Origin of the sequence: Kribbella hippodromi (assembly GCF_039531045.1) — a bacterium.
Taxonomy (GTDB): domain Bacteria; phylum Actinomycetota; class Actinomycetes; order Propionibacteriales; family Kribbellaceae; genus Kribbella; species Kribbella hippodromi.
This window is the reverse complement of sequence record NZ_BAAAPH010000001.1, coordinates 264,404-287,514: the sequence shown is the minus strand read 5'-3', so window position 1 is coordinate 287,514 and position 23,111 is coordinate 264,404. Positions and strand designations below refer to the sequence as shown.

Sequence of the window (23,111 nt, the reverse complement as noted above, 5' to 3'; positions counted from 1 at the left end):
GCGCGGCCTAGAGTGGCGCGACCTCCACAGTCACGCCGTTGTCGCGCAGTGGTTTGAGTAGGTCCTTCGGGGTCTTCTCGTCGACAATGACGACGTCGAAGTCGGTCAGCGGTGCGAGCCGGTGCAGGGCCGTACGCTGCAGCTTGCCGTGGTCGACCAGCAGCACCTTGGTCCGCGCCGAGCGCAGCATCGCGCGCTTCACCAGGACGATCTCCTCCTCCTGATGGAACGCGTGCGTCGACGACACCGCCGACACCGAGCAGAACAGCAGGTCGGTGTGCAGCGCCTCGACGGCCTCCGCGCACGGCATCCCGCCGAACGAGTCGTGCGTCGCCGAGTAGATCCCGCCGAGCGCCAGCAGGGTGATGTCGCGGAGCTCCGCGAGCCGGCTGATCGCGGGCAGGAAGTTCGTTGCCACCGTCAACGGAGTGATGTCCTCGATCAGGTCGACCAGGGCCAGCGCGCTGGTCGAGTCGTCGAGCATCACCGACATCCCCGGCTCGATCATCGTCCGGGCGTGCCGGGCGATCGCGGACTTCTCCGCGTGCGCGGTGTTCAGCCGGTACGCGACGTTGCTCTCGAACACGCTGGTCGGCTGCGCGCTGACGCCACCGCGGTACTTGCGGACGACGCCCTGCCGTTCCAGCTCGTCCAGGTCGCGGTGCACCGTCATCACGCTCACGCCGAACGCCTCGACCAGGTCGTTGGCCGAGACCGAGCCGTGCTTCACGACGTACGCCGCGATCTCGGCCTGCCGGCGCGCGGGGCGGCTCAGTTCGGTGCTGTCGCCGTCGAGATCAGATGTCATTCAGGGTCTCCAAACGTAGCGGAGGAACGTTGTACGCCTCGAGACCCACTGTGCCGTCCTGCCACCGGAAACGCACCAGCGCCGCGGGACCGAGCGCAGGTAGCAGTCTGCGGTAGTCGTTCAGCGGCAGTCCGAGCACCCTGCACACGAGCAGCCGGATGAGCGTGTTGTGCGCGACGACGAGGACCTTTTGACCCTGGTGCCGCTGCCCGATTTCGTCGAACACCTCGCGGACGCGGTCAGCCGCCGCGACCGGGTCCTCGCCGCCGGGCAGGTGGTCGCGGACCGGATCGAGCTGGAACGCCTTCGCCACCGCGGGCGGCAGCTCGCTGAGCATCTTGCCCTCGGCCGCTCCGAAGTCGACCTCGCGCAGCCGCGTGTCCAGCGTCGGCGTCAGACCGAGCAGTTCCGCCGTCGGGGCGATGGTTTGGCGGGCGCGGAGCATCGGCGACGCCCAGAGCGCGTCCGGCCCGTAGCCGGTCGCCCAGTCCTTCAGTTGCTGCGCTTGGCGTACGCCGACGTCGTCGATCGGCAGGTCGGTGGAACCGGTGTACCGGTTGCCGTGATGCCATTCGGTCCGGCCGTGGCGGGCCAGCACGATCGTGGTTCTCATGCGCGGTACCCCCGGCGGTCGAGCTCCGCGACGAAGTCGCCGTACAGGTCGTCGAGCCGTTCCCCGCGCGGCTCGAGGACCCGATCGATGCGCACCATCCGGCGGGCGGTGCCGGTCAGGTCATGGCCGCCGGACGCCGCGAGCACAGCCATGCCGTACGCCGGGTCCGGGACCGCCGGAAGCTCGACCGGTACGCCTAGAACGTCAGCGCGCAGCTGGTTCCAGTACGCGCCGCGGGTGGCGCCACCGGTGAGTGAGACCGAGCGGACCGGATCGGCGCCGAGCGTTTCCAGGTGCTCGAAGGCGAGTCGCTCGATGAAGGCGACGCCCTGCAGCACGGCCGCGTACACATGGAGGTCGTCGGGCGTGGAGCCGAGGGTGAAGCGCTCGGCCTGCGGCGCGACGAAGGGGAAACGCTCGCCGGTTTTGGTCAGCGGGTAGCTCACCGCGTCGACCGGTCCGTGCGCTCGGGCGGCGTGGTCGAGGGCATTGAGATCCGCGCCGGGCAGGAGCTCGGTGAGTACGCCGGCGCCGGTACTGGATGCGCCGCCTGGCAGCCAGCCGCCATCGGGATGCCGGTGACTGTAGACGGCACCGGTCGGGTCGGTGAGTAGCTCGTTGCTGACGCCCTTGAGGACGAGGGTGGTGCCGAGGACCGAGTTCCAGGCGCCTGGAGCGAGGGCACCGGCCGCGATCTGGGCGGCGCAGCCGTCGGTCATGCCGGCGTGGACCGGGACGCCCTCCGGGGTCCGGCCTAGCTCGGTGCCTGGGCGGACGACCTCGGGGAACGCGGTCATGGGCAGACCGAGCTTGTCGAAAGACGCCGCCGGCCAGGCGTCGGCGATCAGGTCGTAGCCGGTCTTGAGCGCGTGGCTGGTGTCCGTAGCGACCGGGTGGCCGACGAGGTGGGCCGCGACGAAGTCGGCGCTGTGTACGACGCGGTGGTCCGCGAGGTCGTAACCGTCCGCGACGAGTTCGAGGATCTTCGGGAGCGCCCAGGTCGGTTGCATGCTGGTGGACCAGCGCTCGGGGTCGGCGTCCACGATCTGGTCGCGACGGGCGGCAGCGCGGGCGTCGTCGTACATCAACGCGGGCGTGACCGGGCGGCCGGCGTGGTCGGTGAGCAGGAAGGTGCCGGAGGTGGAGCAGATCGCGATGCCATCCGGCGGGGCTTCGGTGACCTCGGCCAGGACGGCGTCGACGGCGTCGAGCCAGTCCTGCGGGTCCTGTTCGTGGCGTACGCCGGCCCGCTGCCCGGTGAGCGGGCGCGTTGCACGGGACAGAACCGTGCCCTTGGCATCGGCCAGTACGGCCCGCACACTTTGCGTGCCGAGGTCGAGACCGATCCAGGCCACGAGGCGCCTCCGGGGTGAGTGTTATGTGCGTTGGTAACATAACACCAGAAGACGGTAAGAGCGCGCTAGCGGGTGGCCGAAGACGGCCAAGCCGATCAGAACAGCCCAGAACATGGGACAGCTCCCGGCGCTGGGTCAGCGCGCGGGAGCCGAGGGGTTCGAGACGGTCAGGAGTGCATCAGCACCAGGGCCGGGTCGACGGTGGCCAGTTCGAGGCGGCCCGCGTCGACGGCGCCGTACGCTCCGATCGGCCCGCTGCTGCGGCGGCCGTTGCGGTTGGTCCAGAAACGCCAGCCGGCCGGCGCGTCCGGCCAGGCCGGGTCGGGTTCCCAGCCGAGCGGCGGGCGCCAGCTCGCGCTGGGTGGCTCAGGCCACTCGGGTGGCGGGTTGAACTTGTGCACGAGCGAGTCCCTCCGGATTCCCCAGCGATCCGCTGACCGCGACTGCCTGACGGATCAACGACCTGGCGCGCCGAAGGTCACGAACAAATCTTCGTAAAGTTTCAGCCGGCGCACGGCCACCTATCTCAGCACCGGCGACCCCGGTCGGCAACCGTTCTCTCACCTGCCGGACTGCACGTGCATCTACACAAGCATTCATCGTCTTATCCACAGGAAATCCCGGGTTGTCCACAACGAGTGCGTAGATATCCACAGCTGAGGCCAATTATCCACAAGAAAATCCGCCGCCACGCAGCGTGTCAGGCAGCGCACGCACGGTCCTGAAGTGGGTCGCGATTCAGGCCGGAGTTCAACGGTTTACAACGATGGAACTTCGTCGTACAAAGGTAGCCCCAGGGAGATCGTCCGCCGCCCCAGCCCGGAAGGTGTCTGCCATGAGGTTCGTCCGCCCCGTCCTCTGCACCCTGCTCGCCCTGCTTCTGACCGCCGCGCTCGCCGGCCCCGCACCAGCCGCCCAGAGACAGGAGACACGGGTGAGTTCGCAGACCTTCCGCAATCCGGTGAACCCGTCGGCCGATCCGTCGATGCTGTTCTACAACGGGAAGTACTACGTCGCGACCACCCGCGGCGACCGGATCGGGATCTGGTCCTCACCGACGCTGGCGAACCTGCTGGTGCAACCGGAGCAGGTGGTCTGGCGGGACTCGGACAGCTCGCGGAACACGCAGATGTGGGCGCCGGCGTTCCGGCACGTCGGCGGCCGCTGGTACATCTACTACACGGCTTCCGACGGCGTGGACGCCAACCACAGGATGTACGTGCTCGAGTCCGCCGGTGACGATCCACTCGGCCCGTACAGCTTCAAGGCGAAGATCGCCGACTTCGGTGAGTACGCGATCGACGGTGAGCCGATCACGGTCAACGGACAGCAGTACTTCGTCTGGACCGGTCCGGGCCGTGGCCAGGGCGGACCTGCCCAGTTGTACATCGTGCGGATGAGCAACCCGTGGACATCCATCGGCGCACGGGTCGCGATCCCCGCGGACGGTGGCTGTTCGGAGGTACGCGAAGGTCCGACTCCCTTGTACGGCGCGACGCGTACGTTCCTCACGTACTCCACCTGTGACACCGGCAAACCGGACTACCAGTTGTGGATGAAGAGCATTGCGAACGGCGCTGACCCGATGGTCGCGTCCAACTGGGTACAGCACGCCGGACCGATCTTCTCGCGCAACGACGAGACCGGTGTCTGGGGTCCTGGTCACCACTCGTTCTTCAAGTCACCGGACGGTACGCAGGACTGGATCGCCTACCACGGCAAGAACACCAGCACGTACACGTACTCCTTCCGCACCACGCGGGTCCAGAAGATCAGCTGGAACGCGGACGGTACGCCCAACCTCGGCCGGCCGCTCGCAGCCGGTGCGACGCAGGACCTGCCTTCCGGTGACCCCGGCTCGTCGAACTACTGGATCAACGACACCGACAGCACAGTGACGTACACAGGTAACTGGAGCTCCGGGTCCGGCTGTGGCAACCAGTGCTTCTGGGGCAACGACCACTGGAGCGGTGAAACCAACGCCACCGCGACCATCACCTTCAACGGCACCAAAGCCGCCTTGCTCAGTGTGGCTGACACCGGCAACGGCATTGCTGCGATTTCGGTGGACGGCGGGCCGGAGCAGCGGATCGACTACTACAGCTCGATTCGCGTCGGTGAACAGCTCATGTACACCACTCCGACGCTGTCACCCGGACAGCACACGCTGCGCGTCCGGGTGACCGGCGACAAGAACCCCTCCTCCGGCAGCACAGTGATCAGCCTGGACCGGATCGAGGTGTACTGATCACGCCTTCACCCCTTCAAACCAGAGGCGAAGCCCTTGATCACGTAGCGCTGCAGTACCAGGAACAGCGCGAGGATCGGTAGCGCTGCCAGTACCAGACCGGCTGCGACCAGGCCGTAGTTCGACGTGTACTGGTTGACGAAGCCGAACACCCGGACCGGAACGGTCTCGTGGCCGGAACCGCCCAAGTAGAGCAGTGGCGTGAAGAAGTCGTTCCAGATCTGTACGGCGTTCAGGATCAGCACTGTGCCGGTGATCGGCCGGAGCAGCGGGAAGATCACATGGGCGAACGCCTGTAGGTGAGTAGCACCGTCGATCAGTGCAGCGTTGGTGTAGTCAGCCGGCAAGGAGCGGATGAACCCGGTGTACAGGAAGACAGTGAACGGCAGCTGGATCCCGGTATAGAACAAGATCATTCCCTGGTACGTACCCAAGAGCCCCGCGTTGTCGACGAACTGGTAGAGCGGGATCATCCCCAGCTGGAACGGCAGGATGATCCCGACCAGAAAGAGGATGTAGAGGCTGTAGCTCAGTCGGGTCGCCGTACGGGCCAGGAAGTACGCAGCGAGTGAGCCGAGTGCGATCAGCAACAACACGCTGACCACAGTGATTACCGTGCTGTTCAGCAGCGCCGATCCGAGGCCGGCGGATCGCCAGGCTTCACCGAAGTTCCCGAAGCTGGGCGGTGACGGTACGGACAGCGGCTTGTTCGCGATCTGGGCCGGGTCCTTGAACGCCAGCGTCACCAGTACATACACCGGGAACAGGAAGCCGACCGCTACCGCGATCATCACCAGCTCGAGTGCGAACGTCCGCGGGCGGTACTTCATGCGCTCGTCTCCCTTGACCTCAGGTATCCGATCTGCACGAACGTCACGGCCGCCACGAAGATCGCCAGTACCAGGGCGACCGCGGTGCTGTAGCCGAACTTCCCGTACACGAACGCCTGCTTGTACAGAACGGTGGACAACGTGTCGGTGGCGTACCCGGGTCCGCCGTTCGTCATGGCGATGATCTGCGTGAACAACGTCAGCCCGCCGACCGTCGACAGCATCACGTTGATGGTCACGGCCGGGGCCAGCAACGGCCAGGTGATGTGCCGGAACCGTGCGATCGTCCCGGCGCCGTCCACCATCGCCGACTCGTGCAGCTCCGCCGGTACGCCCTCCAGCCCGGCCAGGAAGATCACCATCGAGTAGCCGGCGCACTGCCAGATCACGGTGAACGCCACTGACCACAGCGCGAGTGACGGGTTACCCAGCCAGTCCTGGCGCAGTCCGCCCAACCCGACCGCACCGAGCGCCGCGTTCAGACCTGCGTCCGGCGCCGGGTTGTAGACGTACTTCCACAGGAACGACACCATCACCGGACTGACCACTACCGGCGCGAAGAACACCAGCCGAAGCAGCATCTTGCTCTTGATCCCAGTGTGCACACCAAGCGCGAGCAGCAACCCCAATGCGTTCTGTACGACGACAATCGCCACTGTCAGCAGCAAGGTGTTCCGCAACGCACCGAGCGCCTGACTGTCACGCACCAGCTGCTTGAAGTTGTCCACGCCGACAAAGGACCGCGACGCCCCAATCCCAGACCAGTCCGTAAACGCCGACCCGGCACCGGCGATGCTCGGATAAAGCACCACCACCGCGTACACCAAAACCGCCGGCACCGCGAACCACCACGGCGGCACAATCCCACTGTGCCGCCAGCGGCGAGCCCGCTGTGCCGTGTCTTGCCGAGCCGTCGCCACCGTTGCCGTCATGCGCCCTTCTTGTATGCCGCGTCCATCTTCTTCAGGGCGTCCTGGACGGAGGTTTTGCCGCCGAGGAGTTCTTGGACTACTGCGAAGTGGGTGGGTTGTACTTCGGCGTTCGGCCAGCGTTGGTCCATGAAGGGGACGGCCTTGTTGGCCTTCAGAGCCGGGAGGAACGAGGTGAGGGCGGGGTCGACCTTCGCGTCGCCGTAGAGGGGTACGCAGGAGACGGCTTCGGCCCAGGTGTTCAGGTTCTCCTGCTGGCCGCAGTAGTCGAGGAAGCTCTTCGCCTGGTCGAGCTTCTTGCTCTTCGCGCTGACCGCTATGCCGACCACGACGCCGGCCGGAATCCAGTTGTCGGCGACGACATCGGTGGACGGGAACGGGAACATCGACAGGTCGTCCGGCGACGTCGCGGCGGCCCGGAACGCGGACAGCACGGCCGAGACCTGGACGGCCATCGCGGCCTTGCCGGTGGCGACCATCGAGGTGGCCTGCTCGTACGTCGTGCCGTTCGGGTTGTCGTTGAAGAACCCGCGCTTCTGCAGGTCCAGGTACTTGGTCATCGCGTCCGCCCAGCCGGAGTCCGCGAAGGACGCCGTACCCGCGGCCATCTTGTCGTCGAAGTCCGGGGTCTTCGCGTACACGGTGCCGGGTACGAGCGCGTAGTCGATCAGCTGAGTGACCCACGGGGTCTGGGCGCCGAGCGCGATCGGCACAATGCCCTTCTTCTTCAGCTTGTCGCAGACGTCGAGCAGCTCCGACCAGGTCGTCGGCGGCTGCACCCCGGCGGTCGCGAACGCCTTCTTGTTGTAGATCGCGCCGAGCATGCTGGAGCCGGGCGAGTAGATGTACGTCTTGTTGTCGCTCTGGAACGCGCCCTTGAAACCGGCCGGGATCTTCTGCGTCCAGGACTGGCCACTGAGGTCGGCGAGCAGCCCCGCCTTGGCCAGCTGCGCCATCGACATCGCGCTGCCGTTGCCGGGATAGACCACGTGCACGTCCGGCGCGTTGCCGCCACCGAGCTGGGTACGAAGCGCGGTCTGGACCTGGTCCGCCGGGGCGAACGAGAGGTTGAAGTCGAAACCGGAGTGCGCCGTCTTGTACGCGTCCAGCAACTTCCGCAGGCCGGCCTCCTGATCGCCGACGCCGACCACCTTGAGCGTGCCGCCGGACGACGACGAGCCGCCGCCTCCCCCGCAGGCGGCCAGCGTGCCGGCCGCCACGGCGCCACCGGCGAACTGCAGCAGCCGCCGCCGGCTGACGGAGCGATCGAGTGCCATGAGGTTCCTCCTGAGCCGCCGAGATACCGGCGAAGAATGTGAAGTAACCGCAAGATCGTGTTACTTTTGTCACGCGGGACGCTACGGACGCCTCGGGAGCCTGTCAAGACCCCATTGAAAGGATTCAGTTCCAGCCGATGTGAAAACCGCTCCACCGGGGTTTGGGTGGGTGGTCGCCTCGCCTGAGAGGGTGTCTGAGGACTCTGCGCCGTAGCGAGGAGGTGCTCAGTGCGGTGGCTCGGCGCGCGGGAGGGGAGGCATCGATGTGGTTTCATCGTTGCCTTTCCTCCCGTGCGGCGAGGTGCCGTGCTGAGTGCCCCGCAGTAGGTGCAGAGTCCTCAGACACCCTCTGAGAGGATGGGCGGGTGAGACGAGTCCTGTTGGTCGGCCTGCTGCTGCTGGCCCTGGCACTCGGTGTCGGCGGTGGGTATTTCACCGGCGACTATCTCGACACTCCTGGCCCCACCGCCTCCGGTACGGCCGGGCCGATCGGCAACCTGACACCGACGCCAGCGCCCAGACCGACGCCGACCCTGCCGGTGAAGACCCCGGTGCCGAACAACACCGACCCGCTCGAGACCGGCCTGAACTACTCGGACCACACCTTCACCGTGAATCCACCGGGCGAGCAGTCGGTGCAGTTGTCGATCCGGACGCCGCGCGGCTGGCGACTGACCCGCGACGACAAGAAGCCCGGCGAAGTGAAGTTCTACGACAAGCTCAGCCAGCGCTGGATCCGGGTGGCCGCGGTCCAGCCGGCCGTGCAGACGCCGGCCGCCGCGATGTCGCAGCTGATCATCGACCTGCGCAAGAGCCAGCCGCCGGAGAACAACGTCCAGATCCTCGGTCAGACCAGTGGCCAGGTGCAGGGCGACGACGGTTCGCCCCGGACGTACTCCACGCTCACCTACTCGTACATCCCGGGCTCGACGCTGCTGTACGTGATCGTCCGCTGGATCGCGATCGACGGGACCCAGACCAACATCAACATGAGTGTCACCGGGCTCCCGCAGGACGCACCGGCGCTGAAAGAGGTGCTGGAGACCGCCACGGCGTCGGTCCGGCAGGCCAGCTGAGCTCTTTCACAGAATTGTTACCTGCGAAGTGCAACCTGAGAGACGGCTGAGGTGTCTTTGGGAGTAGATCTGGGGAGGTGAGGCAGGGATGGCACGCCGTGGGGCTTTCGGCACCCTGATGGGTTCCGGGCTGGTCGTGATCACCGTCTTGGGCGGTGTCGGTGGGTACGCACTCGGCCTGCTCACCACCGACGCACCCTCTGCCGCGTACGCGGGGGTCGCCGCACCGCTGGGTACTGAACCGTCTACCACCCCGGATCCGTCGGCCACGCCGAGCGAGTCGCAGCCGCCGCGGAAGGTCACGTACGACAAATCGCCCGCGCTGCAGCCGGACGAGCTGAACTACAAGACCCGTACCTTCCTGGTGCGGGACATCTTCAAGTCCAGGATGTCCCTGCGGGTGCCGAGCGACTGGAGCTTCACCCAGCCCGATCCGCCGAAGACCGGCCGATTCACCGACCCCACCGGCAAGCGCTGGATCCGGGTCGAGTCCGGCTTCACCATCTCCCGGCCGCCGGAGGAGTCGCTCAAGGCGCGGATCGCCCAGCTGTCGATGCTCCCGCCCAGCCAGATGGTGCAGCTGCTGTCCCAGAGCGTGCACGACAAGTACGCCACGCTGATGTACACGTATGTACCCGACGAGAACCAGTCCCCGGAGGGCGTAGTGCGGTACGTGGTGGTGCGCTGGGTCGCGGACTCCAGTGGGAACTGTGCGGTCGAGATGAGCTCAACCGGCTTGCCACAGGACAAGGACGCCCTGGTCGATGTCCTGGACCACGCCACCGACAGCGTCGACCGCCAGGACAGTCCACTCGGTTCATAGCAGGCCTGCTAGCGCCTCTCGCCCCCTTTCAGTCAGGTCCACGGCTCGCTGGCGGGTACGCCGCCGCAGCCACCCGCGCTCCAGGAAGCTGTTGGTGATCGCTGCACCCAGTGCACCAGCCAGATGGTGCCGCTGCTCGCTCCAGTCGACACAGAACCGCAGTAGCTGTCTGCGGGTCGGCTGCTCCGGGATGACCACGCCCAGCTCGCCAAGCACCTCAGCGGCATTGGGCCCCAGCGCGTACGGGCCGTCCGGGAGTTGTTGGGCCAGTGGATCGTCGGGGCGGCGGTCTGCGCCCGTACCTCCATCTGTGCGGGTCAGTGCGTCCTGTCGTACCAGACCATCCAGCAGAGCCACTCCGAGCCGGCCGGCGAGGTGGTCGTAACAGGTACGCGCCTCCCGAAGTGCTGCTGCCTGGGTGCTCTGCCGAAGCGACTTGATCGGCTGCGGCTTGGCAATGCGTGCAACAGCCTCTACCGCTAGCGCAACCTCTGGTCCCTTGAGCCGGTAGTACCTGTGGCGGCCGGACCGCTCTACAGCGACCAGTCCGCCGTCCAGCAGCTTGTTCAGGTGCGCACTGACCGTCTGCGGGGACACACCAGCCTCAGTGGCGAGTAGCGATGCTGGGAGCGCGCGGCCGTCTGCCAGCGCCATCAGCACCTTCGCTCGGGCCGGTTCGGCCAGTAGAGCGGCGGCACGGGCTACATCTGCATCTCCGTCCATGCATCCCATGCTGGCACCTGCACACTTCGACGTGAGCCGAAGTGATGACGTGGGAACTTGGAGAGCATGCTGCTTGCACTGCTCTGTATCGGGATCTTTCTGGTTCAGCTGGACGTGACAGTGGTCAACGTGGCGCTGCCGACGATCCGGGTGGATCTCGCGACCAGTCTGGCCGGGCAGCAGTGGGTTGTTGCGGCGTACATGATCGCTCTGGCTGGCCTGCTGCTCTTGTTCGGGGCACTGGGCGACCGGATCGGCCATAGACGGGTGGTTCTTGCTGGACTGGCAGTGTTCGGCGGTGCCTCGCTGGGGTGTGGTGTCGCACCGAACATTGAGTTGTTGGTGGCTGCGCGAGTAGTACAGGGCGTTGGTGCCGCATTGCTGTTGCCAGGCACGTTGGCCGTCATCACAGACCTGTACGCGGACAAGGCAGCACGGGCGCGTGCAGTTGGCATCTGGTCCGGCGCCGGCGCGCTGGCACTACCGTCCGGCCCGTTGCTTGGTGGCGCACTGGTCAGTGGGCTTGGTTGGCGGGCAGTGTTCCTCATCAACCTGCCGATCATTGCCATTGCCCTACCGGTGGCCTGGCGGCTCGTACCACATCAGCAAACGGAGCAGGAGCGTACGAAGACGCGCTTGCGGATCGGACCGGACTTCATCGGCCCCAATGTGGTCGCCGGGCTGATGAACTTCGTCGGCCTGGGCACCGTGCTCGTACTGACGCTCTATCTGCAGGAACACCTTTCCCAGCAGGCGTTCCGGGCCGGGCTGGAGCTCATCCCGCTCTTCCTCCCGTTGGCAGTCCTCGGTCCGATCTCCGGCCGCATCACCGCGCGGTACGGTCCGAAGCTGCCGATGACGATCGGACTGGCTCTCGGAGTAATCGGATCAGCCTTTCTGCTCGGCGTACACGACACCAGCCGGTACGCGGCCGTCGTACCGGTGCAGCTCGGCCTTGGCCTCGGAATGGGCTTCCTGACGGCTGCCGTCGTCCACGCATCCATCGCCGCACTACCGCAAGACCGCGCCGGCCTGGCCAGCGGCGTGAACAACACCTCCCGCCAGGCCGTCGGCGCTCTCGGGATCGGTGTGTACGGGGCCGTGGTCGGTCACGCGCCCAGCTTCGTCAGCGGACTGCACCTGCTGGCGTGGGTGGGCGGCGGACTGTGGGCGGTTGCCCTCGGCATCACCTGGTTGACCGTGGAATAACTGAGCTGTCAGTCCATCGGCCAGATGGTGCGGAAGATGGTCGTGCGCAGGCGGTAGAACCTGCGGCGGGCGGACTGGATCAGCGCCGGCGACGGCCGAAACCGTTCGGTCGGAAAACGCATCGGGACTTCCTCATTCGACGTACTTCACCGAATCGGCGATCTCCGCGGCCCGGTTGACCTCCGCGCCGGGCACGATCACCTGGACGAGCAGCGAGCCGCCGTCCCCGCGTGCGACGACCCGTTGGAAGAGCACCATAGCGGCCGGACCGCACTGGGTGGAAAGCCGGTTGGTAGTCCGCTCGCCACCCTGCGTGAACCCGTTGTACGGCGCCGAGTCCCGGCAGCCGAACTCGGAGCTGTCCGGAAACGCCAGTTTCGAGGCCGATACGCCCACGAAAACACCCGGCGACTGCGCCGACCAGTCGGTGTCCCGGCTGACCCGGAAGGCCGGCAACCGGTTCTTCCCGCCGGGAGCCAGCCAGTCCGAAACCGCTTTCGACTTCGCCCACCCCCGCGGCATCGTCACCTCGAACCGCCCGTCCGAGACGACAACCTGCTTCTTCCCGGCCAAGTACCAGTGCCCGCCATACCCAGCACCCGCACCAACCACCAACGCCACCAACGCAGCCACCACCCACCGCCCCCGCCGCTTCCGCGGCGCTCCAGCAGCTCCCGCAGCTCCGGCCGATCCCGCGGCTCCGGCTGCGGCTCCCGCAGCTCCGGAGGCAGACAGCCCAGCAGCCACGCCCGCCGCACCAGCAGTCCCAGCCGAACCGCCTGCTCCGCCGTCGCCGGTTCCACCCGGCGACTCCCCAGCCGTAGCAGCTCCGGGCGCTGTAGCCGCAGTCGTCGAGTCGTCCGAGCCAGCTCCGGCACCTCCGCGCCCGGTGCCGGCCGCACCCGCAGCTCCCGCGGTTGCCGCGTCAGCGGCGGACCGTGTGGCGAGCCCGTCAGCTGCCTCGGCAGCTGCCTGCGTGGTGTTGCCGTCGGCTACAGACTCAGGCCTGACGACCGTGGGCTGGTTTTCGTCGCTGAGGGCTGTTTTGGCGCCTAGGTCATCGGTGGTGATGGTGAGGCTGTCGCGAGCCGGGGCCGGGAGGTCTCGGGTCGGTTCGTTCACCGCGCCCACCAGCTGCCGGGTGAACGTCTGGATGTCCGGCCAGCGGCTCTCCCGGTCCGGGTGGAGCGCCCGGACGATTGCCGCGTCCACCTGTTCGGGCAGGATGAACCCGAGTGAGCTGGGCGGCGGCGCCACCTCCACGCGGCTCGCGGCGCCGAGTCCGTCGACCTGGTGCGGTGACCGGCCGGTCAGTGCGGCGTACGCGACCGCGCCCAGCGAGTACTGGTCCGCGCGCTGATCCAGCCGCTCCCCCAGCGCCTGCTCCGGCGAAACGTACGAGGGAGTACCGCCCGGCATCGTGATGCGCGACACCTCGTCGAGTGACTTGCCCAGTCCGAGATCCGACAGCACCGCCCGCTCACCGTCATCGGTGCTGCGGAACAGTACGTTGGCCGGCTTCACGTCCCGGTGCAGCAGTCCGCGCCGGTGCAGCGCCTGCAAACCACGCCCGACCTGGACGACCACGTCGACTGCTTCCGGCAGCGGCAGCGGCTCCTCTTTCAGGCGATCGGCGAGCGTACCGCGGTCCGCGTAGGTGAGGACCAGGAACGGCCGCCCGTCCTCGAGTTCGCCGACGTCGTGCACCTGGACGACGTGTTCGGACTCGACCCGGCGCAGGAACCGGCCCTCCTCCAGGAACCGCCGCCGGACCGAGTCGTCGTGCCCCCAGTTGTCCGCCAGCACCTTGATCGCGACCTCAGCGTCCAGCTGCTCGTCATGAGCCAGCCACACGGTTGCGAAACCGCCTGCGCCCAGGCGTCGGCGCACAATGTAACGACCGAGTCTGGTTGGGGCCCCCATACAAGGCATTATGGGTCATTGGAGTGTCCCCTGACCGGGGCCGATCGAGAGCAAAGGCGCAGATGAGCGACAGCACCAGCCCGGCCGACGACCTTGCCACCCTCGCGGAGCGCGCGCAGGCGGGTGACAAGAACGCGATGGACGACCTGTTGCGGCAGGTCCATCCACGCGTGCTCCGGATCTGCCGCAGCGTCCTGCCGTATTCCGCCGACGCCGAGGACGCGGCCCAGGAGGCGCTGCTCAACATCGCCACCAAGATCAACACGTACTCGGGCCGAAGCAGCTTCTCGACCTGGGTGCACTCGGTCGCGGCCAACTCGGCCCGCTCGACCTACCGGAAGCTGAAGCGCTCCGCGCAGGCCGCGCACAATCCGGAGCAGATGGAGAAGCCGGACCCGCGCACCACCAGCGTGATCGCCGGCACCCGCCTGGACCTCCTGGAGGCCCTGGAGACCCTGGAGCGGGACCGCCCGCAAATGGTCACCCCGCTGGTGCTCCGCGACGTCTACGGCCTCTCGTACGAGGAGATCGCCGCCGAGGTCGGCGCCCCGCTCGGCACGGTCAAGTCCCGCATCCACGACGCCCGCGAAGTAGTCCGCCCACTCCTCCGCCCCAAGGACTGACTTGCATCAACCTGCAAGCCGCCAGGCCTGCTCTCTGACCTGACAGCTACTTATCCTCCGGAATATGTCCGCCCGGGGGTTGGCGGCGCTGCCCGCGGGGGCGCTGGCCGACCGGTGGAGCCGCCGGAAGATCCTCATCGGGTACAGCCTGCTCGGCTCGGTCCTGTTCGGTTCGGTCGCGATCGCCGGCTGGGTCGACCACCTGACCCTTCCGCACCTGATCGTGGTCGGCCTGCTGAACGGCGCCGGGTACAGCCTGTTCATGCCGGCCGAGACGGGTGCGCTCCGGCAGATCGTTGCCCCAGAAGACATCAGTACAGCGCTGGCCGCCGCGCACGGCCGCCAGAACCTCGCCAACCTGGCCGGTGCACCGCTCGGCGGTCTCCTGTACTCGATCGGCCGGGTCATCCCGGTAGCCGCCGACGCGATCTCGTACCTGCTGATGACCGTCCTGCTAAGCACGATCCGCCATCCCCTACCAGCCGCGAAACCGGACGGCGAGAAGCACGAGCGGATGCTGACGGCGATCCGCTCCGGCCTGACCTGGTTGTTCCGGCAGCCTTCGCTACGCACGATCGCGGTGGTCGCGACGGTGCTGAACTTCGCCGCGAGCGGGACGATCCTGGTCCTCATCCTGAGCATGCAGCAGCGGGGCGTACCCGCGTCCGTGATCGGGCTGCTGGAGACCGGGATGGGGATCGGCGGTCTGACCGGGGCGATCGCTGCGCCGAAACTGCTGGCCAAGTTCAGTACTGGGCGGATCACCGTGGTCGCCGGGTGGATGGTCGCCGTGGCGTTCTCCTCGACCGCGTGGTCCACTCACCCGGGCGTACTGATCGCGCTTCCGGCCGTCGCGGTCTTTCTGCTGCCGGCGCTCAATTCGGGGCTGTTCGGCTATCAGATGCTGATCACTCCGGACAACCTGCAGGGCCGGGCGCAGAGTGCGGTGATGTTTCTGGCCACCAGCACGACACCGCTGGCGCCGTTCCTGGGTGGGCTGTTCCTGCAGACGCTCGGTGCGCGCGGCGCCCTGCTCGTCTTCGGCGGTCTGCTGGTGATCGGTGCGGTGCTGCTGACCATCAGCCGATCGATCCGGTCAATCCCGTTGCTCGCGGACGTACCGGCGGTCTGAGCGCGCGGGGGCTGCCGTAGCCGTCGGGGATGTGCTCAGATGGGGGTATGAAGAAGCTCATCAACGACCCTGGTGATGTTGTGGGTGAGGCGCTGCGTGGCATGGCCGCGGCGCATCCGGATCGGTTGCGGGTGGATCTGGAGAACCGGATCGTCTATCGGAAGGGCGCGCCGCGGTCCGGGAAGGTCGGGCTGATCTCCGGTGGCGGGTCCGGGCACGAGCCGATGCACGGCGGGTTCGTCGGGGTCGGGATGCTGGACGCGGCCTGCGCGGGTGAGGTGTTCACCTCGCCGGTGCCGGACCAGATGATGGCCGCGACCAAGGCGGTCGACGCGGGCGCCGGCGTGCTGCACATCGTGAAGAACTACACCGGCGACGTGATGAACTTCGAGATGGCCGCCGAGCTGGCCGCCGCCGACGCCGGCACCGAGGTGCTGTCGGTGGTGACGAACGACGATGTCGCCGTGCAGGACAGCCTGTACACGGCCGGCCGGCGCGGTGTCGGCGTGACCGTGCTGCTGGAGAAGATCGTCGGCGCGGCCGCCGAGGAAGGCCGTTCGCTGCAGGAGGTCGCGGACCTGGCCAAGCGGGTCAACGACAACGGGCGCAGTATGGGGATGGCGCTCACGTCCTGCACCGTGCCGGCCGCCGGCAAGCCGACGTTCGACCTGGCCGAGAACGAGATGGAGGTCGGCATCGGCATCCACGGCGAGCCCGGCCGCCAGCGCCTCCCGCTCGCGCCCGCGAAGGAGATCGCCGCGCTGCTGGTCGATCCGGTCGTCTCCGATCTGCCTTACACCCAAGGCGACTCGGTGATCGCGTTCGTGAACGGCATGGGCGGTACACCGCTGATCGAGCTGTACTTGATGTACAACGAGGTCGCCCAGCTCCTGGACCGGGCCGGCCTCACCGTCGCCCGCTCCCTCGTCGGCAACTACATCACCTCCCTGGAAATGGCCGGCTGCTCGGTCACCCTCCTGAAGGTGGACGACGAACTGGTACGCCTCTGGGACGCCCCGGTGAACACGCCCGGCCTACGCTGGGGCTCGTGAGCATGGGAGTGGAGTCCTTCGTCAGTTGGTTGCGGGATGTTGCTGGGGTCATGCATGAGAAGGCGGGGTACTTGACCGAGTTGGACTCGGCGATCGGGGATGCCGATCATGGGGCGAACATGGATCGCGGGTTCCAGGCTGTGGTCGCGGTGCTGGACGAGTCGTCGTTCGAGAGCGCTGACGAGCTGCTGAAGAAGGCCGGGATGACGCTGGTCAGCAAGGTCGGTGGGGCGAGCGGGCCGTTATACGGGACGTTCTTCCTGCGGTTCGGGACCGCGCTGGCCGGGGTCGATCCGATCACCCCGGAGGCGATCGGCAAGGCGCTGCACGCCGGCGTCGAGGGCGTACTGGCGCGGGGCAAGGCCGAGCTCGGGGACAAGACCATGTACGACGCGTGGGCGCCGGCGCTGGATGCGTACGACGCGGCGGTGGCGGGCGGGGCGGACCTCGGTGCCGCGCTGACCGCCGCGGCGGAGGCGGCCGCGAAGGGCCGGGACGCGACCGTACCGCTGGTCGCCCGGAAGGGCCGGGCCAGCTACCTGGGCGAGCGGAGCGTCGGTCACCAGGATCCCGGCGCGACCAGCAGCACCCTGATCGTGGAGAGCGCGGCTCGTACGCTCGCATGATCGGAATCGTGCTGGTGTCGCACAGCCGCGCCCTGGCCGACGCGGCAGTCGGTCTGGCCGCCGAGATGGTTGCCGCGGACAAGCGCCCGGTGATCGCGGTGGCGGCCGGACTCGACGCGACCACGTTCGGGACCGATGCGATGGCGGTCTCGGAGGCGATCACAACCGCGGACAGCCCCGACGGCGTGCTCGTGCTGCTGGACCTCGGGTCGGCGGTGCTGAGCGCGGAGATGGCGCTGGAGTTCGTCGATCCGTCGGTGGCCGAGCATGTGCGGCTGACCAGCGCGCCGCTGGTGGAAGGGTTGGTCGCGGCGGTCGTGACGGCCTCGACCGGGGCGTCTCTGGATGCGGTCGCGGTCGAGGCGCAGCGTGGTTTGGCCGGGAAGCAGGATCATCTCGGCGATGTGGAGGTCGTTGCGGCGACGCCCGCCGGTGAGGCCGATCGGACCGTCGACGTGGTGGTCGGCAACGAGCATGGGTTGCATGCGCGGCCGGCGGCTCGGCTGGTCGGGTTGGTGAACGGGTACGACGCGACTGTCGTACTCACCGATCTCGACACCGGGCGCGGGCCTGTCGACGCGGGCAGTTTGAGCATGGTCGCGACGCTGAATGCGCAGCAAGGGCATCGGCTGCGCGTGGGCGCGAGCGGTACGCAGGCGGTTGAGGTACTGGCCGCGATCGAGGCGCTGGCGGCGGAGAACTTCGGCGACGAACCGGTGCGGAAGGCGCCGGCCGCCGGCGGCTCCGGGCTGGACGTGGCGATCGGGCCGGCGGTGGTGACCGGCGCTCAGGTGGACCTTGGCGATTATGTTGCCGGGGACAACGAAATTGCGCGGCTCGAGGACGCGGTCCGAGCGGCGGGTGACGAGCTGCGCGGGATGCGGGACGGCGAGCATCGCGAGATCTTCGATGCGCATCTCGCGTTGCTGGAGGATCGTACGTTGCGCGGCGAGGTGCGGTCCGCGATCGAGGGTGGGGCGTCCGCGCCGGGTGCTTGGAAGCAGGCGTATGACCGGCTGGCGGAGACGTTCGAGCAGCTCGACGACGCGTATCAGCGGGAGCGGGCCCAGGACGTACGCGCTGTCCGCGACCGGGTCCTGCGCGCGCTGACCGGATCATCCACGACACCTGCTGCCGATGCCGCGCGCTCGGTCGACGCAGCCGGAAGCACAGTGCCGGACCTGGCTGCTTCGATTCTGGTGGTGCCTGAGTTGGATGCGGCGACGGCGGCGACGCTTGAGGTGGCGCGGATCGCCGGCGTCGCGGTGCGGGCGGCGGGGACGACCGGCCACGGGGTGATCGTCGCACGATCGCGAGGGATTCCGCTGATCACCGGGATCGGCGACGTCGACGTACCAGCTGGGACTGTCGTCGCCTTCGACGCGCGGACAGGAACGTTCGACCTCACCCCGGACGCGGACGCGGTACGCGCCACGATCGCGGCACGGAAGGACGAAAGGCGGCTCGCGGTCGAGGAAGCTGATCGGCCGGCCACCACCCGCGACGGTAGAACGATCGACGTACTCGTGAATGTCGGCGCCGTGCAGGACGCGATCGACGTACGCGGTGCGAACGGCTCCGGCCTGGTCCGGACCGAGGTGCTGTTCGGCGATCGGCGTACGCCGCCAACCGTGGACGAACAGGTCGAGGCCTACCGGGCGATTGCCGATGCGCTGGGCAACAAACCGATCACCATCCGCACCTGGGACATCGGCGGTGACAAGCCGCTGCCCTTCCTCCCGCAGGCGAAGGAAGCGAACCCGTTCCTCGGCGAGCGCGGGCTGCGGGTCTTCCGCCGGCGTCCGGAGTTGCTGCGCGATCAGCTCGACGCAATCCGGCGTACGGCGGCCGAGACGCCGGTGCACGTGATGTTCCCGATGGTGACGACCGCGGACGAGGTCGCCTGGGCGCTGACGGAGCTCGGCCCGCGGGATGCGCTGGAGGTCGGCATCATGGTCGAAGTACCCGCTGCCGCGCTCCGGGTCGCGTCCCTTGCGCGGGAGCTCGATTTTGTCAGCATCGGGACGAACGACCTCACGCAGTACACGACGGCCGCGGACCGTACGAACACCGCGGTCGCCGCACTGGCTGACGGCCTGGACCCTGCTGTACTTCAGCTGATCGACCATGTGGTCCGTACGGCCGGTGTGCGGGTGGCTGTCTGCGGTGACCTGGCCAGCGATCCACAGTCTGCGGTACTGCTCGCTGCACTTGGTGTGACCGAGCTGAGCGCTGTCGGTCCCCAAGTTCCGCTGGTGAAAGCACGACTGCGGCAGGCCGACCTCAGTCAGATCGACACTGCCGCAGTGCTAGCTGCCAAGGACGCGGATCAGGTACGCGGCTTGCTGTAGTAGCGCAGCTCGACCAGGTTGAAGCCGGGAGTCTGCTGTGCCTTCGCCGGGAGCGTGTACGTCTCGCCGGGCTCCAGGTACGTGATGTCCGGGCTGGCCTGATCCAGATCGACCACCAGGGCCGGGTACGCGCCGGTGCGCCAGGTGTACGACTCCCCCGCCGCCGGAGTGACGTGCTGGACGCGTACGTCGTCCTCGTCCACGACCACCTTGGTGGGGAGCTCACCGGCCTCTTCGAAACCAGCCTCGGCCGGGATGCCGGCAACGGCGAAGTACGGGTCGCCGGATGCCTCTTCGCCGAGATCGAGCACCTCGATGAGCCGGTTCAGGTACAGCGCGTCGCCGTCGTTGGTGAGCATGTGCACCGGCGACACCGGCCGGTACACGGACCCGCCGACCGTCTCACTGAGGTGCCGGGCCGGACTGCCGTCCAGCCAGTCCATGTGGCACGGCGACGTGGACAGGCACAGCACGACGTAGGGGTTGTGGTGCAGGTGCCAGCCCTGCGCCTCGCCGGGCTGCAGTGACACCTCCCAGACGCGGACGCGGGAGTTCTTCAGCAGCACCCGGGTGCCGATCTCGCCCAGAACGACCTCGGAGCCGTCCGGTGCGGTCACAGTGGTACCTGCAGTCATGCCTTCTCCTCAATCGGTCGTTCCATCGCGACACCGGCGAGCAGAGTGCCGTCCGGCATCGGTAGCTGAGCAGGCTCCACCTCGGTGAAGCCGTAGGCCTTGTAGAGCGGTACACCGGGCAGGGTGGCCATCAGCGCGAGTCTGGTGAACCCCTCTGCACGGGCAGCGTCGGTACAGGCGTTCAGGATCGCCCGGCCGAGCCCACGGCGGGTCCAGTCCGCGCGGACGAACATCGCCCGGATCCGCGCTGGTTCGGTGGCCGGGTCCAGCAGCCGGGCGTCAGCACCAGCCGTACTCGCGTTGAACAGCTTGTTCCGCCGGCTCCACCCACCACACGCGACGATCTCACCGCCTGCGTCGTGTACGTAGTAGGTGCCGTCGTCGATCAGTGCAGTGTCCAGCGCGGTGATGTGCTGAGCCGCACTGGCCGTCTGCACCGCGTCGTAGTACGCCGGAAACTGCTGCTCCACCGCGCCACGTGCCAACTGGGCGATCGCAGCACCATCCGACTCCACAGCCAACCGCAACAGTGCCTCCACACCGCAGAGACTAGTTCAGGTCACTGTAAGGAGCAGGAGGCCTCCCGAGTACTCCGGCTGCAGCACAGCTTCTACTCGGACGTACTGCGCATGGACTGGGGTGAAGGTGGTGGTGTTGAGTCGATCGGCTGCCACCCCGTACGGCGTGCTGTTGTCGACTGGACGCCACGTTTCACCATCCAGCCAGAGGACCCGCCACGACTGCGGTACGCGGCACTGTCCGGTGCCGGTGTCGTCGTACCAGTACGTTGACGCCTTGGAGAGCATGCGTACGGAGCGCAGGTCGTACTCGATCCACTCTGTTGTGCCTTGGCGGTCCCACCAGGTGAAGCGCGGGAAGGACGTGTCGGCAGAAGACTCTGGTACGCGGCCGGAGTCAGGTGCTTCCAGTGAATCGCCGTCGTTCACGTGCGACGCGGTGATCCGGGTCCGGTAGCTCCAGGCCCCACCACTCGGTGACACCTGCGGGAACGAGGTGACTCGCAACCGCGCCGCACCCATCGGGATCAGCGTCACGGTCTCCACCGGTTCCGCTGACCGCACTGGACTGGGCTGAAGCAGTCCGACCACGTCCTCGGTGTCTGTTTCCCACTCCGGAATCCGCTGCGCCTGCGTGGTGAGTGCAAGCGGCACTCCGCCAGTGGTGAACGGGTTGTCCCCCGCCTCACGCTCTACTACTTCGAACGGCGCACCGGCGACCAGCCCGTAGTTCCAGGGCGACTCTGGATAGACCGCAAGCTCCCCAGCGTCCCCAATGGGTTCGTACCGCTCGTCAATGGCCAGTGAGTACGTCAGCGGCCCACGGTCCACGGACACCGAGTGCTGGTTGTCGGTCCAGACCCGGGTGGTCGTACGCATAGGCAGTACGAGCTCGACGCGGTCGCCTGAGTGCCACCTACGCTCTACCTTCAACCAGTCGCCACTGACCTGTACCGGCTGCCCGTTGACCTTCAGCGAGACCTCCTCAGCCCACCCAGGACGCCTTAGATAGAAGGGGAATTGGACAGCACGAGAGGTCTGCACAGTGAACACGATCGTGTCCGAGAACGGGTAGTCGGTGTCCTGCACCACGCTGACGGTCTCACCCGGACCGACCTTCGCTGTCACCTTGCTCGCGGCATACATCGATGCGGCCAAGCCGCTGTCAGTGGTTGCCAGCCAGAGCTCCTGCGCGTAGTACGGCCAGCCCATGCCGTAGTTGTGCGGACAGCACCGGTACTGACGTACGCCGTACTTGTACGCCTGCATAGCGAACGGGTTCTCGAACTGGCCGTGCTTACGTCGATCGTCGAGCTGCACGCTGTTCGCACAAGTGATGTAGTGCATCACCTTCTGCTGCGGGTCGTACGACGCCGGCAGTGAGTTGAACGCCAGGTCCTCACACCTGTCCGTCCAGGCCGTGTCAGCGGTGAAGCGCGTCAGCAGCTCGCAGCTGTGCATCAGCTCGACGATGCCGCAGGTCTCGAACCCCTGCCGCGGATCGCTGAACCCAGGTCGCGAGTTCTCGTCCCCAGCGAACCCGCCACCAGGGAACTGCCCGTACAGGTCCATGAAGGTGTTGTAGTTCCGGTACGTCGCCGCGTGGTGCTTCTCGTCACCGGACAGCAGCCAGTACTGCAGCGGCTCCCGGAACCCCTGCGCCAGGTTGACGTTGTGCCAGGTGGGGATGCCGTTGACGTAGTCCGCCGAGCCGCTGTGCATCTTGGTCACCAGGTCGAGCAGCCACTCTTCACCGGTGCGGTTGTACAACCAGTACGCGCTGTCGATGTTGTCGCCCCAGCGGAACGCACCCCACGACCGGTTGAACACCTCCGGCGGCTGCGTGTTCTGGAACCGCAGGTACTTGGTCATGAACGGAATGACCCGCTCGTCGCCGGAGTACTCGTACCAGGACCGGAACGCGGCCAGCAGCGGCATACCGGGCCAGAAGTCCGGACCGCCCTCCAGCGAGGTCCGCAGCCGCTCCGGGCCGAACCAGCCATCAGCCGCTTGCGTCGCGAGGATGCCGTTCATCCAGCGCTCGGTCCGCGTCAGTACACCGGTGTCGCCGGTGACGTACCCGAGGTCGGCGAGACCACGCAGCCAGTACGGCAGCTCCTCCCACGCGTCCTTCGCCGGATCCACCCAGCCGTTGGTGTCGTAGACCAGGAAGTCGGAGACCTCGTCGTACGCACCGCACAGCCCGTGCACTTGCAGCTCGAGCTGCTGCGCCAGCCAGCCGCGCGGCTCGATCGCACCGGGCGGCAGCTTCTGGAACGGCACCGGCCGCAGCGGCGCGCGCTGCGGTACATAGTGACCGCCGCGACCGGCCGGGGGCATGCTGGGTTCGGGCATGATGA

The 23,111-nt window shown here is 67.4% G+C and carries 21 protein-coding genes and 1 pseudogene; 10 read left to right on the top strand and 12 right to left on the bottom strand.

The features are described 5' to 3' along the window. Window positions 1-7: 7 nt before the first annotated feature. From ABD260_RS01345 to ABD260_RS01330, 4 genes are all read right to left on the bottom strand, one after another. Window positions 8-808, bottom strand: coding sequence for a DeoR/GlpR family DNA-binding transcription regulator (locus ABD260_RS01345; protein ID WP_344231426.1), 801 nt, complete (start codon window positions 806-808; stop codon window positions 8-10). Then, window positions 798-1,421 carry a histidine phosphatase family protein gene (locus ABD260_RS01340; RefSeq protein WP_344231425.1) on the bottom strand — a complete coding sequence of 208 codons (624 nt, stop codon included), beginning with the start codon at window positions 1,419-1,421 and terminating at the stop codon, window positions 798-800. The genes ABD260_RS01345 and ABD260_RS01340 overlap by 11 nt, the downstream gene beginning before the upstream one ends. Beyond that, window positions 1,418-2,776, bottom strand: coding sequence for an FGGY-family carbohydrate kinase (locus ABD260_RS01335; RefSeq protein ID WP_344231424.1), 1,359 nt, complete (start codon window positions 2,774-2,776; stop codon window positions 1,418-1,420). Before ABD260_RS01335 ends, ABD260_RS01340 begins: the two co-directional genes overlap by 4 nt. A 167-nt stretch (window positions 2,777-2,943) precedes the next feature. Further along, a complete protein-coding gene (locus tag ABD260_RS01330; protein WP_344231423.1) occupies window positions 2,944-3,177 on the bottom strand; it encodes a hypothetical protein in 234 nt (77 codons plus the stop codon). Between the two features lie 434 nt (window positions 3,178-3,611). Here ABD260_RS01330 and ABD260_RS01325 point away from each other — a divergent pair, with 434 nt between their 5' ends. Further along, window positions 3,612-5,024: a family 43 glycosylhydrolase gene (locus ABD260_RS01325; RefSeq protein ID WP_344231422.1), complete on the top strand. Its 1,413-nt coding sequence runs from the start codon at window positions 3,612-3,614 to the stop codon at window positions 5,022-5,024. Between the two features lie 8 nt (window positions 5,025-5,032). Here the strand turns inward: ABD260_RS01325 and ABD260_RS01320 are convergent, their stop codons facing one another. The 3 genes from ABD260_RS01320 to ABD260_RS01310 are packed head-to-tail and all read right to left on the bottom strand — an operon-like array spanning window position 5,033 to window position 8,060. Continuing rightward, window positions 5,033-5,854: a carbohydrate ABC transporter permease gene (locus ABD260_RS01320; RefSeq protein ID WP_344231421.1), complete on the bottom strand. Its 822-nt coding sequence runs from the start codon at window positions 5,852-5,854 to the stop codon at window positions 5,033-5,035. Continuing rightward, window positions 5,851-6,786, bottom strand: a complete 936-nt coding sequence (locus ABD260_RS01315) for a carbohydrate ABC transporter permease (RefSeq protein ID WP_344231420.1) — start codon at window positions 6,784-6,786, stop codon at window positions 5,851-5,853. The genes ABD260_RS01320 and ABD260_RS01315 overlap by 4 nt, the downstream gene beginning before the upstream one ends. Then, window positions 6,783-8,060, bottom strand: a complete 1,278-nt coding sequence (locus ABD260_RS01310; protein WP_344231419.1) for an ABC transporter substrate-binding protein — start codon at window positions 8,058-8,060, stop codon at window positions 6,783-6,785. The genes ABD260_RS01315 and ABD260_RS01310 overlap by 4 nt, the downstream gene beginning before the upstream one ends. Before the next feature lie 365 nt (window positions 8,061-8,425). On the opposite strand from ABD260_RS01310, the gene ABD260_RS01305 reads away from it, so the two are divergent. Beyond that, window positions 8,426-9,136: a hypothetical protein gene (locus ABD260_RS01305; RefSeq protein ID WP_344231418.1), complete on the top strand. Its 711-nt coding sequence runs from the start codon at window positions 8,426-8,428 to the stop codon at window positions 9,134-9,136. Window positions 9,137-9,224: 88 nt separating this feature from the next. Beyond that, window positions 9,225-9,959 (top strand): hypothetical protein, encoded by a 735-nt coding sequence (locus tag ABD260_RS01300; protein WP_344231417.1) that lies wholly within the window; start codon window positions 9,225-9,227, stop codon window positions 9,957-9,959. Here the strand turns inward: ABD260_RS01300 and ABD260_RS01295 are convergent. Further along, a complete protein-coding gene (locus tag ABD260_RS01295) occupies window positions 9,954-10,682 on the bottom strand; it encodes an ArsR/SmtB family transcription factor (RefSeq protein WP_344231416.1) in 729 nt (242 codons plus the stop codon). The two genes, ABD260_RS01300 and ABD260_RS01295, sit on opposite strands and share 6 nt — an antisense overlap. A 66-nt stretch (window positions 10,683-10,748) precedes the next feature. On the opposite strand from ABD260_RS01295, the gene ABD260_RS01290 reads away from it, so the two are divergent. Next, on the top strand, window positions 10,749-11,891 hold the full coding sequence (locus tag ABD260_RS01290; RefSeq protein ID WP_344231415.1) for an MFS transporter: 1,143 nt from the start codon (window positions 10,749-10,751) through the stop codon (window positions 11,889-11,891). A 132-nt stretch (window positions 11,892-12,023) separates the two neighbouring features. Here the strand turns inward: ABD260_RS01290 and ABD260_RS01285 are convergent, their stop codons facing one another. Next, a complete protein-coding gene (locus ABD260_RS01285; protein ID WP_344231414.1) occupies window positions 12,024-13,814 on the bottom strand; it encodes a serine/threonine-protein kinase in 1,791 nt (596 codons plus the stop codon). A gap of 62 nt (window positions 13,815-13,876) precedes the next feature. On the opposite strand from ABD260_RS01285, the gene ABD260_RS01280 reads away from it, so the two are divergent. The 6 genes and pseudogenes from ABD260_RS01280 (at window position 13,877) to ABD260_RS01255 (ending at window position 19,598) form a co-directional block, all read left to right on the top strand. Next, entirely contained in the window at window positions 13,877-14,437 is a 561-nt protein-coding gene (locus tag ABD260_RS01280; protein ID WP_344231413.1) for an RNA polymerase sigma factor, read from the top strand. 64 nt (window positions 14,438-14,501) lie between these two features. Next, window positions 14,502-15,569, top strand: coding sequence for an MFS transporter (locus tag ABD260_RS01275; RefSeq protein ID WP_344231411.1), 1,068 nt, complete (start codon window positions 14,502-14,504; stop codon window positions 15,567-15,569). Window positions 15,570-15,616: 47 nt separating this feature from the next. Then, window positions 15,617-16,621, top strand: a complete 1,005-nt coding sequence (gene dhaK / locus ABD260_RS01270) for a dihydroxyacetone kinase subunit DhaK (RefSeq protein ID WP_344231410.1) — start codon at window positions 15,617-15,619, stop codon at window positions 16,619-16,621. 2 nt (window positions 16,622-16,623) lie between these two features. Continuing rightward, window positions 16,624-17,247 carry a dihydroxyacetone kinase subunit DhaL gene (gene dhaL, locus ABD260_RS01265; RefSeq protein WP_344231688.1) on the top strand — a complete coding sequence of 208 codons (624 nt, stop codon included), beginning with the start codon at window positions 16,624-16,626 and terminating at the stop codon, window positions 17,245-17,247. After that, window positions 17,244-17,654: pseudogene (dhaM, locus tag ABD260_RS01260) on the top strand (dihydroxyacetone kinase phosphoryl donor subunit DhaM); the annotation flags it as partial. The gene dhaL and the pseudogene dhaM, both read left to right, overlap by 4 nt. Beyond that, window positions 17,652-19,598, top strand: coding sequence for an HPr family phosphocarrier protein (locus ABD260_RS01255; protein WP_344231687.1), 1,947 nt, complete (start codon window positions 17,652-17,654; stop codon window positions 19,596-19,598). The pseudogene dhaM and the gene ABD260_RS01255, both read left to right, overlap by 3 nt. Here ABD260_RS01255 and ABD260_RS01250 read toward each other — a convergent pair. Genes ABD260_RS01250 through ABD260_RS01240 form a run of 3 tightly spaced genes read right to left on the bottom strand, consistent with a single transcriptional unit; the run spans window position 19,577 to window position 23,106 of the window. Continuing rightward, the gene (locus ABD260_RS01250; RefSeq protein WP_344231409.1) at window positions 19,577-20,233 is read right to left on the bottom strand and encodes a cupin domain-containing protein; all 657 of its coding nucleotides are present in this window, start codon (window positions 20,231-20,233) and stop codon (window positions 19,577-19,579) included. The genes ABD260_RS01255 and ABD260_RS01250 overlap by 22 nt on opposite strands. Continuing rightward, window positions 20,230-20,772 carry a GNAT family N-acetyltransferase gene (locus ABD260_RS01245; protein ID WP_344231408.1) on the bottom strand — a complete coding sequence of 181 codons (543 nt, stop codon included), beginning with the start codon at window positions 20,770-20,772 and terminating at the stop codon, window positions 20,230-20,232. Before ABD260_RS01245 ends, ABD260_RS01250 begins: the two co-directional genes overlap by 4 nt. A 15-nt stretch (window positions 20,773-20,787) precedes the next feature. Next, window positions 20,788-23,106, bottom strand: a complete 2,319-nt coding sequence (locus ABD260_RS01240) for a beta-L-arabinofuranosidase domain-containing protein (RefSeq protein ID WP_344231407.1) — start codon at window positions 23,104-23,106, stop codon at window positions 20,788-20,790. Window positions 23,107-23,111: the final 5 nt, after the last annotated feature.